The following is a 14177-nucleotide window of genomic DNA, read 5'->3' as shown; positions in this document are numbered from 1 at the left end:
AAGCGGGTGAAGCGGTGCGTCGAACGAACGGTGTGCTAAACGGGACGATGCTTTTGGGGGCGGTGTGGGTCGTCATCTGGGGAATCCTCGGAGGGGTGGCCTGGGGGGCCGAACGGGTCTATATCGACATCACCCAGCCGGGTTTTGTCAAGCTGCCCATCGCCGTCCCTGAGTTTAAGATGCAAGGCCCTGAAGAAGCGTCTTTGGCACGGCAGATGGCGGCCGTGGTCAGTGAAGATCTGGATTTTTGTGGCTATTTCAAGGTCCTGGATCCTGCGGGTTTCCTGGAGTCTCCTCAGCAGATGGGGGTTCTGCCCTCGGAAATCCGCTTCGACAGCTGGAGGGCTATCGGTGCCGATTTCCTTGTGCGGGGGCTCTATCAAGCTCAAGGCGGCACTTTGAAGGTGGAGTTTCGACTTTTCGATGTCGTCTCTCAAAAAATGGTGATAGGAAAAGCTTACGAAGCCCGGGTTGTGGATGCGCGGGCCGTGGCGCACCGAATCGCCAACGAAATCATCGCGGCCCTGACCGGTGAGGCTGGGATTTTCGACACCCGACTCGCCTTTGTTCAGGCGGACGGGGACACCAAGGAAATTTACGTCATGGACGTGGACGGCCAAAACCTCACGCCGCTCACGAGGGATGGCAGCACGGCCTTGTCGCCGGCCTGGAGCCCCGATGGGACGCAGTTGGCCTACGTGAGCTATGTGGAAGGCCAGCCCAAGGTGTTCGTTGCCAACGTGTTCACCGGAGCTCGACGGGCGGTCAGCGGCTATCCCGGGATCAATATCACGCCCGCGTGGCATCCCTCCGGGGGACGCCTGGCGGTGACTCTGTCCAAAGACGGCAACCCCGACATCTTTTTGATGGATTCCCAAGGCTCGGTTCTGAAAACCTTGGTGTCCGGCTGGGCCATCGACGTCTCTCCCACATGGTCACCGGACGGATCCAAAATCGCGTATGTCTCCAACGAATCGGGGAACCCTCAAGTGTATGTGCTCGACATCTCCAGTGGCCACAAGAAGCGTTTGACCTATGAAGGCAAATACAACACGTCCCCGGCCTGGTCCCCGAAAGGAGACTGGATCGCCTTTTCCAGTTTGACGGGTGGCGCTCATAACATTTTTATCATCCGGCCGGACGGATCGGGCCTGAGGGCCTTGACCCATGGGGAAGGCAACAACGAAAGCCCTACCTGGTCGCCCGACGGTCGGCTTGTGGCGTTCAGTTCCACCAGGAACGGGTCGAGCGCCATATGGGCGGCAGTGGTGAATGGTGAGGGAACTCGGCGGTTGACCCGGTTGGGAGGGGCGCAGAGCCAGCCCAGTTGGTCGCCGCGGGCGAATCGTTAACGGCATCATGATCAAAGCAGGGAGGATTCTATGAATCATCGCGTGACGGCGGTATGGGTGTGGTGCTGTGTTTTGTTTGCCATGACGTTCATGACGTCTTGTTCGAAGAAAGCCGTACCGGGCCAGACGGGCTATCCGACGGGTACCGCGGTGCCCACGGCTCCCGGCGCCGGCGGACGATATACGCCCGGCGGTCCTATTGACGAGGCCACATGGCAGAAGCTGGGTCTGCGCACCGAAGAGGAACGCCAGCGTTTCTTGAAAGAAATGGATCAGTTCCAGAACGACGACATTTACTTTGAGTTCGACGCCTATGTGTTGATGGACGAGGCCAAGGCCATTCTGGACAGGAAGGTCGATTTTCTGCGCCGATACCCGGTGGTCCATGTCACCATTGAAGGGCATTGCGACGAACGCGGCACCAACGACTACAACCTGGCCCTCGGAGAAAGGCGTGCCAATAGCGCCTGGCAGTACTTGGTGAACTCCGGCATTGAGCCGTCCCGCTTGAACATGATCAGTTATGGGGAAGAACGCCCCATCGCTCTCGGCCACGATGAAGCGTCTTGGGCCAAGAACCGTCGAGCCCATTTTGTGGTGCAATTCTAAAGGAGGAAAGGAGCGGTCTATGGGCGGTGGAGTGCGACGCGGCTTCTTCGGTTTTTGCGGGCTCGTCGGGGCGCTGTCGATCCTGTCCGGGTGTGCCTCCACCCAGGAAACTCAAACGCTCCAAAGCAACCTTGTCGGCCTTCAGACACAAGTCCAGGAAATGGACGCCCGCATGCAGCGGTTAGAGCAGGCGGTTTTCGGGGCCAAGGGATCCGGGGGAGCCGGCGCGGGAGGCTTGGCCGCCCTCAATGCCCGCATGGACCAGATCCAATTGAACATGGCGCAGATCCAAGGGCAAATCGACGAACTGCGACATCTCCAGCAACAGACCGCCTCGGCGCCTCCGGCACCCAAGCCGGTCCAGGACCAGCCGGTGATCAGCATCCCGGGAGCTCCCCCGGTGTCGAGCCCTCAAGCACCTGCGCCGGCTCAAGCTGCTCCGCCGTCCCCAAGCGCTGCGGCCCCGGCGCCGACGGCCGTGGCGACGCCTTCGGCCCCGGCCCCCAACCCCGAAAAGGACCTGTACAACACGGCCATGACCCTTTTTCAAAAAGGGGATCATGGAGCAGCCCTACAGAAATTCAAGGAATTCACCACACGGTATCCGACCTCCGAGTTGATGGACAACGCCATCTTCTGGACCGGTGAATGCCACTTCATGATGGGCAGTTATCAGGAAGCCATCAACAGCTACCAAGAAGTCTTGGACCGTTTTCCCAAAGGCAACAAGGCCCCCCATGCGCTCCTCAAACAAGGGGCCGCCTTTGAAAAGCTGGGCGATTCCACCGCCGCCCGCATCTTGTACGAACGTGTGATCCAGCAATACCCCAAGACCCCACAGGCACAAGTGGCAAAGCAATGGCTTGAGAAGCTCAAATAGCAAGGTCTCCTCATTGATGGATCGCCTAGGCCGGTTCGGTATCGGCGTGGCCGTGTCCCTCCTTCTCTGTGGCGTGCCGTCCGCGCTTTCCGCGCAGACGGCGGCACCACCCGCTGTGCGCTTTATCCGCTTTGTCGGCATCAAAAGCTTCAATGCCGCCCGCCTCGAAAAGATCATGGAAACCCAAGCCAAGCGTTTCCGCTGGGGGCGGGGCAATCCCCTTGACGAGGCCGTGCTGCGGGAAGATCTGGAGCGCATCGAGAAGTTTTACCGAAGCCAGGGATTCTACGACGCGCGGGTGTTGGGCCATCGATTGATCCCTCTGGGCGGTCGCGAAGTGATCCTGGAGATCACGGTGGACGAAGGTTCACCCGTCATGGTGGAAAACGTCGAGCTCACCGTGGACGGCATGGCCTCCGGCCCGTGGCATGAAGACCTCATGGAGGTCATCCCGGTCAAATCCGGGGGCCGCTTCACGTCCCCCGATTTTTACGACACGGAAAAAGCGGTTCGCCGTTTCCTCAGCCAGTGGGGCTATCCTCGGGCGCACGTGGAAACCACCGGCACCATGGACAAGGAGGCGAAGATCGCCCGCATCCAGGTCCATGTCTCTCTAGGGCCCCTGTGTTCGTTCGGACCGGTGCGCGTGGAAGGCAACCGTCGTGTGGAAACCCCGCTGATCCTCAAAGAACTCGCCTTCCGGCCGGGTGAACGGTATCGGGCCAAGGCCCTGACGGATTCCCAGAAACGCCTCATGGATCTTAAACTCTTCACCTTTGTGGATGTCCAACCTCTGCTGGACGAATCCTCCGGGTCGGAAGTGCCCGTTTCGGTGGTCGTCAAGGAAGCCAAGAGCCAGACGGTGAGGCTGGGTGCGGGATACGGCACGGAAGACCGGATGCGTGGTCGGATCGGCTACGAATATCGGAATCTTCTCGGGGAAGGAAGGAATCTGGAATTCGACGCCAAGGCCAGTGCTCTCGTGCGGTTTTTTGAATCGCGTCTCGTCCAGCCCCACTTTCTGTGGGACCCGCTCCGACTGACGGTCGCCGGGGGAGTCTCCCGAGAAATCCAAGAAAGCTACGAGAATGAACAGTATTTTCTGAGGCCTCAGGTGGCCTGGCAGCTCAACGACCACTGGCTGCTTACGGCCGGCCCCAACGTGGAAGCCAACCGTTTGGTGGATGTGGGGCTTTCCCCAAAAGCCATTCGGCCGAGCGACCAAAAGGGTGAGGAGTATTACGTGTCGTCGCTGGTGTTCGGCACGACCTACCAGAGGGTGGACAACATCTTGGATCCCCGACGAGGCGTGCAGTTGTTCCATCGCCTGGAGTGGGGGGGCACGCCTGTCGGTTCTGAGGTGGCTTTTGTGAAACTGGGCCTCGAAGGGCGCTCCTACCTCCCCGTGGACCCCTTGGGTGTGTTGGCCTTTCGGGCCAAATGGGGCGGGATCGCCGCTTTGGAAGACACCCGCCGGATCCCCATCTTTAAAAGATATTTCAGCGGCGGCAGCACCAGCATTCGCGGATATCCCTATCAGCAGCTCGGCCCCTTGGACGAAGACGGCAATCCCTTGGGCGGGCTGACCCTGCTGGAACTCAGCAGTGAATGGCGTTTTCCTGTCCGGGGTTCCTGGGAAGGGGTGCTCTTTTTCGATGCCGGCAACGTTTTCCAAAGCGGCTATGAACTGCTTTGGGATCAACTGCGCACCAGCACAGGGGTCGGACTCCGCTACAAGACGCCCGTCGGACCCCTGCGGCTGGATTTCGGCTACCAACTCAACCCGCCCGACCAGGATTTTTTCAATCGCTACCAAATCCACTTGAGCATCGGCCAGGCGTTTTGATGTTCCCTATGAAACGGCGGGAACCGGCCGAGCAGAACCTTAATCTCGCCTGTGCCTCAATCCTGGCGCCCCCAAGGCTCGAACCTTTCAGACTAGGGGGCTGAACAGGATACAGGCCGTGATCACGCTTCGAACCTCGGCTGGAGCCTTGGCTATGGAATGAGTACACCGGTGCCTTCAATGCGGTCGCCCTTGAGGTCCTGAAGCGCCTCGTTGGCTGCGTCCAAAGGATAGGTCCGCACGGTCGGGCGGATCGGGATGGCGGCGGCCGTTTCGAGAAGTTCCAGCGCATCCTGACGGGTGTTGGCCGTGACGCTGTGGACGTTCTTTTCGTAGAAAAGATGTTTTTCGTAGTCCATGGGCGGAATCTGGGTCATGTAGATGCCGGCCAGCGCCAGAGTTCCGCCTTTGTCTAAATGTTCCAAAGCGGCAGGCACCAAAGAGCCGGCTGGAGCGAACACGATGGCGTGGTGGACCTTGACGGGAAGATCTTCGGCTGAAAAGCCCGCCCAGACGGCCCCCAGTTCCAAGGCAAGTTTTTGATGGCGTTGGGTGCGCGAGACGGCAAAGACCTCATACCCCCAATATCGGGCGATCTGGATCACGATATGCGCGGAAGAGCCAAACCCGTATAGCGCGAGCGTTCGAGGTTTGTGAGGATTTTTCCCGTGTAACGGGCCGCACAGAGCTCTCTTGAGGCTGCGATAGCCGATGATGCCGGCGCACAGCAGCGGTGTGGCTTCCGCATCCGAGAGATTGTGGGGAATGGGGTAGGCAAAATCTTCATGGACCACCGCGTGCGTGGCGTAGCCTCCAGGCGCGTGGTAGCCCGTGAACCGTGCCTTTTCACAGAGGTTTTCGCGCCCCTCCGCACAGGCGTCGCACACGCCGCAGGTGTGCCGAAGCCAGGCAATCCCCACGCGGTCCCCGACGCGGAACCGTGTCGTCCCGGGTCCCGTTTTGTCCACGCGCCCGACGATCTGATGGCCGGGAATGACCGCATGACCCAGCGGGGGCAATTCTCCTTCGATGACATGGAGGTCCGTGCGGCACACGCCGCACGCCAAAACCCGCACGCGGATTTCCCCTTGGGAAGGCTCCGGATCCGGAAGCTCGACCAGACTCAAAGGATTTTCTTCCACAGGGGCGCACCGGTGTAGGACCATAGCTCTCATGGGGATTCCTCCTTCGCGGACGGATAACCGTGAACATGAGTTGATTTAACCGGCCGAGTTGTTGATAATCGGCACATGACGATACACGACACACCACCACCCATCGGGAGATGATGGAACCGTGGGATCATTCACAGGTCAAGGGAAAACGCCATCGAGGCCGCCCCACCGGCAGCGGGCCGGAAATGGCGCCAAAGTTTTCCCCGGCATTGTCAAAGGACTCCTCGTTTTCGGCGCGCTCGGCCTGATTTTACTGTGTCTCCTTGGGCTTGCGATCCATACCCCCTGGATACAGAAACGGGCTGTCGAAAGCCTGAGCGCACGAATTCAGAAAGAGACCGGCCTTCAGATGGTGCTGGGCGGTTTCCGATGGTTTCCCACGGGACACCTTCGTCTGGAAAACCTTGCTGCGGAAGTGGACGGGCGTCCCTTGTTTTCTGCGGCATCCGTAGAGGTGGACTATGCGTTCCGGTGGAGCCGTCCTCATGTGAAAATCCGGAACCTGGTGCTGACTCAACCGGTCTTGCGGGTGGAAAAGACCCCTGAAGGGGCCTGGCGCGTCCCCGTGTCCGGCAGCAGAGGGGGAAACGGCATCTCGACCGGGGCGGGCCTTCGGATTCTCATGGATCCCGTTCCGGTGACCATGGTTTCGGGGCGCATTCAGGGCTTTGACGGGGATCGCTGCCTCCTGGATGTGCACGAAATCACCGGTCGGCTGTCACTGCGCGGCGCCCCAGATGGAAGCCCTTTGGGAATAGAAGTGTCCCTCGAACCGTGGCATATGGAGTTTCAGGAGCCCATCCGTGCAAAGGTGGCGCTGACCGGTGAGGCGTCCTACAGGCACGGCTTGCTGCAGGTGAAGGCTGTGCGGGCCACGGTCAATGAAACGTCACATGTGGTTCTTTCCGGAGTCTGGTATAACCTTCCCGAAGGGCATCTGTCCTTGGACGTGCAGCTCACCCCGTGGCAATGGACCATTGAAGGGCTGCCCGTTTTCGACAAAGGCGATCGGGGACCGCCCACCCTCGAAGGGGTAATCCGCGTCGAAGGCCCCATCAGGAGGTTGCAAGGTCATTACGATCTTCGAAGTGCGCACGGAAAGATTTCCGGCACGGCCTCGTGGATCGCGTCTGAAGGGTTGACCCAGCTTACGGCGGACACGGCGTTGCAGGACTTCTTTTTGCCGTGGGGATTGCAGGATTCGTCTCGGTTGTCGGCGACGGCCCGGATCCGCATGGAGCGCACAAAAGATGCTCCCCTTACCATGGCCCTTTCTTTGTCCCACGGGACATACACCACAGGCGCTGTGACAATGAGGGACGTGACCCTGGATGTGGAATTCAAAGATCAGCGCATCACGCTGCGACGGGCGGCGGTCCGAGTGGGCGCCGACGGCTTCCTGGAAACCTCGGGCACAATTACCCTCAGCAATCCAAAAGGCGTTCCACAAAACAAAGGGCCGGCGGTGGATTTGACCCTCAAAGCCGATCGGGTCCCCCTTGAACTTTTCGGGCACATGGCGGCCGACCGTTCTTTGTCGGGGCAGGTGTCGGGACACGGCCTCCTGCAAGGAACCTGGCCAATGCTCACCTGGACGGGACAGATTGCAGGGACGGACTTGATGGTTGCCGATTTCCGGGCCAAGACCGTAAAAATTGATGGCACCTCGAACTTTTCCCGAGCGCGGGAGGCCCGGAAACTCACCGTGGAGATCCTCTCTTTCGGTTACGGCCGTATGACCGGGGATTCCTTGCGGTTGAGGCTTCGCCAAGATGCCACAGCGGAGACGGTGCATTTCGACGCAGAGGGACGACGCCTCGCCGCCGTAGAGCGCATGAACATGAGAGGCGCCGTGGAGTCCCTTGACGATCCCCAAAGGGTGATCCGGATCGACAAAGGGGATTTTTCCTTGGGCGGCGAAATATACCAGATCTCCGGACAACTCAAGGCCGGCCAAGGCGGTGTGGACGTCTCTTCCCTACGCTGCACTCACGGCGCTGAATACGCCGCAGTACAGGGTACACTCAGGTCTTCAGGGACTCTGGATTTTTTCGTGCAGCTCACGGCGGTGGATCTGGGCCGATGGCTCTACAAGGCGATCCCTGGCGAACGAGACGGAAAGTCCTTGAAAGCGCTTTCCAATGGACGTCTGGACGGTCGATGCCGCATCCAGGGGTCGGCACAGAATCCCACAGGACATTTTGAGGGTTCTGTGTCCCGGATCGAAGTGCTTGGCCTGATGCCGGCTTCCTTGACTTTCTCGGGCCGTTACGAAAAAGGCAGATTTTCAGCGCGTGGAGAGCTCACCGCCGCGGCATGGGACAGCCCCGTGTCCTTGGAAGCCGATGTCCCCGTCACGGTGTCTTTCGTGCCGTGGGAGTTTCGTGTGCTATCGGCTGCTGGCGGGTCTCTTCGTTCCACGGCGAGGAATATTCCTCTCGACAGCTTACAGGGGCTCATTCCTCTCAAAGAGCTGAAAGGGCGCGCCTCTTGGGACCTGCGCCTGGCAGGTTCTTTGGATGCAATCCGTCTCGAAGGCGCAGGGACGGTCAACCACGCCGCTTTTCAGTGGCCCGGTTGGGGAGAACGTCTCGAAGACATGGAAATCCACTGGCGGGCCCAAGATCACGCCGTGCGGATCGAAAGCGCCGTCTTTACCCTGCTCGGCAGCCGGGCCCAAGCCCGTGGGGAGCTTTTTTTATCGGGGGCCCGCTTCGGCGGGTATTTTTTGGAAGTGGCCGGAGAACACGTCCGGTTTCCCGAAATCTTTGGCATTGACGGCGAAGGTGCGGTTTCCGGGACCATTTCCCAAGCGGGACCTGCGTTCGCACCGGACATCGCCGGAAAAGTGCGACTCACAAAGGCCGCCGTCAACCTTGGGGAACTGGAAAAAGACATCGCCCGGCAGATCCGCATCGTGGAGGAAATCGGATCCGGTTCTGTCGTCCGACTTGGGACACGGCCTGCCCATCCCCAAAAAACCAAGGGATTTGGGAGTCTGGCCATGGAATTGGAGATCCGACTTCCCGAAAAAGGTACCTGGGCACGCGGGTTTGGTCTGGAAGCCGAAGTTCAAGGGGGGGTGGTCCTTCATAAGGCCCGGGGTGGCCCGATCCAGCTTCTCGGCACCTTGGAGACGTCCAAAGGAGAATATGCATTTCAGGGGGTACGCCTCAAAATTGTGGAAGGGGAACTCACGTTTCGCGGCGACACACCTCCCGATCCCTTCCTCTCCCTCACCTGTCACAAAAACGTGCACGACTACAGCATCACGGCGTCCCTATCGGGGCAGCTCAGCCGCCCGACCTTGGTGTTTTCCAGTTCCCCGGAAATGGACCAGGTGGATATTGTGTCGCTCCTGCTTTACGGCCGTCCTGCCAGGGAACTGAGCCACAGTCAGGCTCGCGACATTCAAGACCGGGGTCTTCAGTTCGTCTGGGGCGACACCACCCCGGTGGTCAAAAGCCTTTTGGGCGGCACGCCCCTTTCGCCTGACGCCGTCGACATCAAGGGAACGGAAAACGGCAGCGTGCTGGAAATCGGCAAATACCTGACCCCTGAACTTTATGTGACATACCAAAAGGCTCTTGAAGGAGACGACAAAGACGAGCTGCGGGCAGAGTACCGCGTGAATCGATACCTTTCCATAGAAAGCCAGGTGGGGCGGGAAGATCGGGCAGGGGTCGACGTGTTTTTCCGCTACGACTTCGGAAATTGAGAAAGGAGTCGGGCCATGAAGATGCAGGACATTCGAGCCAAAGCCAAGGCGCTGGGGATCAATTCTTTCGGCAAGAAAAAGGCGGAGCTTATCCGCGAAATCCAACGGGCCGAAGGAAACTTCGATTGCTTCGGCACGGCCAAGGGCTATTGCGACCAACTTGAGTGCTGTTTTCGCCCGCTGTGCCTCACCGAAGACATGAACACGGCCACGCAGGGGCCGAAACGTGCCACCAAGGGAGAAAGCGCCTAGTGCGGAGGACGAGTGGCACACACCCGAACGGGAGCTCTTTTCGCGGATCCTCGGACCTCGGGGCCTCTTCGGCCTTCCATTCTTAAGAAAGGATAAACATGGAAATAGATCCTCACGAGAAGAAAATCGAACTCCTCAAGGTGCAAAATCAAAAAAAGCCGGAACAGGTGATCTCGGTGGTTCGGGATCCTCACGCCGATGGATTTCACACGGAAGGATTGACCCGGCTCTTTGGCCTGAAGGAGATCTGGATCGACACTCGGAATTTGTCCGAATCCGTCTTGGAATATGCCAAGGTGCTTTCCTTTATCATGGAAACCATCTCGGAGGCACAGGACTTGGGCCTGCCCTTCGGTTACCAAGACGAGTTCACCTTTCACGGGCTCCGCTATTCCTTGAAGGACAAAGGAGCCTACCGAGTGTTGCGCCGCATCCCCGAATTCGGCCAGGCGGCTTACGATGAATGAGCGCGGAAGGAGTCTCTGGTTTTTCGAGCCGAAGCTTATGAAGGCTCCTCGGCTTTTGTGAGGACATTTTTGGGCTGTCGGCGGGTGCTCTCATTGGGATCGACCCACTGCAGCGCACGGGGCATAAGGCAACGCAGGATGCCCCGGGGAGTTGCTTCCGTGTCAACCCTTGGAACCCAGAACCCCCCGCAGTGCGGCAGGCAGATCCGCCGGCAAGGTGATGACCTTGGCATTATGAGACTCCGCAAGCAGTTTGAGGCTTTCGATGTACCGCTCCCCTAAGATGAACATCAGGGGGAGCGGATTGTCCTTCGCGGCTTCAATGACCAGCTGAATGGCCTTTTTATTGGCTTCCGCCAAGACGATCTTGGCCTCGGCATCCCTCCGGGAAGCTTCCAGACGTCCTTCGGCCTGAAGAATCGCCGCCGTTTTTTCGCCCTCGGCTCGGGTCACCGTTGCCCGGCGCTGCCTTTCCGCCGCGGCCTGTTCCTCCATAGCCTTTTGCATGTTGGGCGAAGGGGCGATATCCTGAATCTCAACGGACTTTAAGGTGATGCCCCAATCCGAGATATCGTCGGAAATGGCTTCTTTGAGCTTTGCCTTGATGATTTCGCGCGACGACAGGGCATCGTCAAGATCCATTTCCCCGATGATCGAACGCAGTGACGTCTGCACCAAAGTCTGGATGGCCACCTTGTAATCTTCGACGCCATAAACGGCTTTCTCGGGGGAAACGATGTTGATATAGGCGACTGCATTGGCCACGATGACCGCGTTATCCCGAGTGATGACTTCTTGAGAGGGAATGTCGAAGACCTGGTCTTTCGTGGGGACTTTGTAGGCTACCGTATCCACATACGGGATGATGACGTTCAAACCTGGGGTCAAGGTCTTGTGGTATTTGCCGAGGCGTTGCACGACAAATTTGTAGCCCTGGGGCACAATGCGGACGCCCATGATAATGGTCACCAAGACGAGGATGAAAAAAATGATCGCCAGAATCAATCCAGGGGTCATGACTTCCCTCCTTTTGGGCGGATGATCAATGTATTTCCTGAGATTTCAGTCACTTCCACTCGATCTCCCACAGAAACCGCCTGCCCTTCCTCCGCCAGGCAAGGCCACTCTTCGGCGCCGAGCAGCGGGATTGGAAATCGAATCTTGCCTCGGGCGGCGCCCCGCGGCGCTTCGATGATCTGGCCGACAGCCCCCACGAGAACCTCCCGAGAAAGTCCCGCCTTGGTCTGATCTCGCATTCGGGGCTTGATGAAGAGAAACCACAGGCCCACAAACGCCAGCGAACTCAAGGCCCAGATGATGAGCTGGATCTTCAGCGAGACAGATGCGACGGCAACGAGAAGGCCCACACAGATCGCTCCCAAACCGAACCAGATGATGACGAAATTGGGAACGAAAATCTCGCAAATGGCGAGAATCATACCAAGGGAAATCCATACCCAGTATCGCATCCGATCACCTCACTTTTGCCCTAGGCCCGACTTTCAAACGCGGGGCGTGGGCATGTTTACGTCCTTGCGGAGTGAGCTGCTCTCGGGGATGGCTCTCATTCGACAGTGAATCCAAGGGAGATGTGTGAACCCAATCCGTGGTTCTCCCGAAACCCTGATCCTCCTTGTGCGGCAGATCGAATCGTGAATCCCTGCGGTCCCCGCCATTAGGGTATTTGTTCTGCGGTCACGGTTTTGAACGGAGGGCCCCCCTCGGGCAACCATCATGGATGGGCAGATCCCCGTGCCTGTCCTGAACCAAAGCCTGACCATAGGCAACGAAAAGAACGGAGAGCCGGGTTCAGGTGCCTGACCTGAATCGGCCCGGTCCATCGCATGAAGGCCGTGCCCGGAGTCGGGGCGACCGCTGGGGATCGCCCTGACACTACAAACAGGTGCATGCATGCCGCCCGGCATCACAATGGCTCTCAATCCGTGGAACGGGACGCCGTGGGTTGACCTTCCGACATCCGAATCAATGGACCCGCAAACTGAAAACGTGATGGCAGACCCTATCGCACCAAATCAACGTAAATTTACTACCATTGCAAAAATTGCTAATGCATAGACGCAGTCTGACCAATTGAGGACAGCCGCAACCAGCTCGGGGCAGGCCCCTTGCGAGGCGTTCCGGTGCGTGAGTGATTCGCCCCAGAGGGTTTTCGGCAAGAGGATTCGCCACACGCCCGAGAGCTGAAAACCCGCCGCTGCGGCGTGTCACTTAAGGCCGGGTCCAGTATGGGTGGGACAGGTCTTCGAAGATGGTCATCGCGGCGCCCGCCCCGGCACCGACCGCCGTGACGATCTGCTTATAACCGCCTTCCACATCTCCGGCGCAATAAATGCCCGGCACGTTGGTCCGATGAAAACCATCGTGCCGGATGTAACCTTCAGGGGTGAGGGCCACGCCCAAAGCCTGGGCGAGACGGGTTTCCGGGACGTAACCGATGGCCACGAAGACGGCATCGGCGGGCACATGGAAGGTTTCCCCCGTCTTGGTATTGAGCAGCTCCACATGGGTGACCCTTTTCTCGCCGTGGATCTCCTTGACTTGAGTGTTCCACAGGACGGGAATTCCCGCGTCGGTCAAGGCCTTCACGAGATGTTCCTGAGCCCGCAGATGATCGCGCCGGTGGACGAGGGTCGTGTGGACGCCGATATGATGCAAATGCAACGCCTCCGTGACGGCGCTGTTGCCCCCGCCGATGACCAGCGCCTTTTTCCCTTTGTAGAGAGGCCCGTCGCATGTGCTGCAAAAACTCACCCCGCGTCCCGAAAGCCGGCTTTCACCGGGGACCTCCAGCTTTCGGTAGGTCGCCCCTGTCGCCAAGAGCACGGCCCGGGCATGGAAGGTCCGTCGATTGGTGCGGACTTCCATGGATGGAGAAAGCTGAATCTCGAGGACTTCTTCGTTGGGGAAGATTTCCACGTATTCCATGGCGTGGGAGACCATAATGTCCACCAGGGTCTTGCCGGCAATGCGAGCAAACCCCGGATAGTTTTCCACCACCGGTGTTGTCGCCACCTGACCGCCCAGGGTGCCTCGTTCAATCACCGCCGTGCGAAGCCCGCTCCGCACCGCATAAATCCCCGCCGTCAAACCCGCCGGTCCGCCGCCGACGATGACCAGGTCGGTGTCCACCCGTTCGGCGTCGCTTTCGGGGATGAAGATGGTTTGGGGTTCCATCTTTTCCAAGGAGGCCATGAAAAGTTCTTCCGGTTGTGCCCCTTGGGCGATGAGAACGTCATCGGCAAAGGTCTGAGGGACGCTGAATGCGGAGTACTTTTCCGCAAGATCCGGATTGAACTGAATATCCACAATTTGGACGGAGACCAGGTCCGGGCGTTCGACGGCGGCTTTGACGGCATTGACGGCCTCTTGCGGGCAGTAGGGACAGGTGGCGCTGACAAAAACTTTGATCGTCCTCGGGTCGGTCAGTCGGCCCACGATTTTTCGCGACGCGGGGCTGAGAGCGCTGTCGCGGGTGCCCACAAGAAGAAGGATTTCGACAAAGGTTCGTCCTTCTTCTCCCAGGGGCAGGCCCAAGTAGGCGATGCGATATCGTTCGGGTTCAAAGACGAGAGCCGGTGCTCGATCGATTCCCCACGAGGCCACCCGGGGATCGCTTCGGTCCATTTCTCGGAAAATGACTTTTTCCGAAAGGGATCGAAACAGATCCGTAAATTCCTTGACCACCAGAGTGATCCCCTCAGACTGGGTTTTGTCCGTGATGACGTGGACGGAGACGGGGTAGGGGAGCTTGTTAAAAAGCTGTTTGAGGTGTTTTTCCACGTCCTTAGGTAACGACGCCTGTCGTGCCATGAGCTGCCTCCTGGTGTTCTCGCGACAGGAACGGAATGCACCTGCGG

11 protein-coding genes are annotated in these 14177 nt (G+C 58.9%); 7 read left to right on the top strand and 4 right to left on the bottom strand.

What is annotated here, in order from left to right:
- The first annotated feature begins 14 nt into the window (after positions 1 to 14).
- The 4 genes from tolB to ACZ5K9_RS15820 are packed head-to-tail and all read left to right on the top strand — an operon-like array spanning position 15 to position 4687.
- Positions 15 to 1352 (top strand): Tol-Pal system beta propeller repeat protein TolB, encoded by a 1338-nt coding sequence (gene tolB / locus ACZ5K9_RS15835; RefSeq protein ID WP_464272280.1) that lies wholly within the window; start codon positions 15 to 17, stop codon positions 1350 to 1352.
- Positions 1353 to 1382: 30 nt separating this feature from the next.
- Positions 1383 to 1961, top strand: a complete 579-nt coding sequence (pal, locus tag ACZ5K9_RS15830) for a peptidoglycan-associated lipoprotein Pal (RefSeq protein WP_464272279.1) — start codon at positions 1383 to 1385, stop codon at positions 1959 to 1961.
- A gap of 19 nt (positions 1962 to 1980) precedes the next feature.
- Entirely contained in the window at positions 1981 to 2841 is an 861-nt protein-coding gene (gene ybgF / locus ACZ5K9_RS15825) for a tol-pal system protein YbgF (RefSeq protein ID WP_464272278.1), read from the top strand.
- 16 nt (positions 2842 to 2857) lie between these two features.
- Positions 2858 to 4687 carry an autotransporter assembly complex protein TamA gene (locus ACZ5K9_RS15820; protein WP_464272277.1) on the top strand — a complete coding sequence of 610 codons (1830 nt, stop codon included), beginning with the start codon at positions 2858 to 2860 and terminating at the stop codon, positions 4685 to 4687.
- A gap of 152 nt (positions 4688 to 4839) precedes the next feature.
- Here ACZ5K9_RS15820 and ACZ5K9_RS15815 read toward each other — a convergent pair whose 3' ends face one another.
- Positions 4840 to 5862, bottom strand: a complete 1023-nt coding sequence (locus tag ACZ5K9_RS15815; protein ID WP_464272276.1) for a zinc-dependent alcohol dehydrogenase family protein — start codon at positions 5860 to 5862, stop codon at positions 4840 to 4842.
- A 121-nt stretch (positions 5863 to 5983) separates the two neighbouring features.
- Here ACZ5K9_RS15815 and ACZ5K9_RS15810 point away from each other — a divergent pair, with 121 nt between their 5' ends.
- The 3 genes from ACZ5K9_RS15810 to ACZ5K9_RS15800 all read left to right on the top strand — a co-directional run bounded on the left by ACZ5K9_RS15810 (position 5984) and on the right by ACZ5K9_RS15800 (position 10299).
- Positions 5984 to 9580 (top strand): translocation/assembly module TamB domain-containing protein, encoded by a 3597-nt coding sequence (locus ACZ5K9_RS15810; RefSeq protein ID WP_464272275.1) that lies wholly within the window; start codon positions 5984 to 5986, stop codon positions 9578 to 9580.
- Between the two features lie 15 nt (positions 9581 to 9595).
- Positions 9596 to 9832: an SAP domain-containing protein gene (locus ACZ5K9_RS15805; protein ID WP_464272274.1), complete on the top strand. Its 237-nt coding sequence runs from the start codon at positions 9596 to 9598 to the stop codon at positions 9830 to 9832.
- A gap of 98 nt (positions 9833 to 9930) precedes the next feature.
- A complete protein-coding gene (locus tag ACZ5K9_RS15800; protein WP_464272273.1) occupies positions 9931 to 10299 on the top strand; it encodes a hypothetical protein in 369 nt (122 codons plus the stop codon).
- Between the two features lie 162 nt (positions 10300 to 10461).
- Here the strand turns inward: ACZ5K9_RS15800 and ACZ5K9_RS15795 are convergent, their stop codons facing one another.
- The 3 genes from ACZ5K9_RS15795 to ACZ5K9_RS15785 all read right to left on the bottom strand — a co-directional run bounded on the left by ACZ5K9_RS15795 (position 10462) and on the right by ACZ5K9_RS15785 (position 14130).
- Positions 10462 to 11316 carry an SPFH domain-containing protein gene (locus ACZ5K9_RS15795; protein WP_464272272.1) on the bottom strand — a complete coding sequence of 285 codons (855 nt, stop codon included), beginning with the start codon at positions 11314 to 11316 and terminating at the stop codon, positions 10462 to 10464.
- Positions 11313 to 11768: an NfeD family protein gene (locus ACZ5K9_RS15790; protein WP_464272271.1), complete on the bottom strand. Its 456-nt coding sequence runs from the start codon at positions 11766 to 11768 to the stop codon at positions 11313 to 11315. The genes ACZ5K9_RS15795 and ACZ5K9_RS15790 overlap by 4 nt, the downstream gene beginning before the upstream one ends.
- 760 nt (positions 11769 to 12528) lie before the next feature.
- Positions 12529 to 14130, bottom strand: a complete 1602-nt coding sequence (locus ACZ5K9_RS15785) for an FAD-dependent oxidoreductase (RefSeq protein ID WP_464272270.1) — start codon at positions 14128 to 14130, stop codon at positions 12529 to 12531.
- Positions 14131 to 14177: the final 47 nt, after the last annotated feature.

This window comes from Desulfosoma profundi, assembly GCF_055387865.1.
Note: the sequence above shows the minus strand (reverse complement) of the source record. Positions and strands in the feature narration are given on the sequence as shown.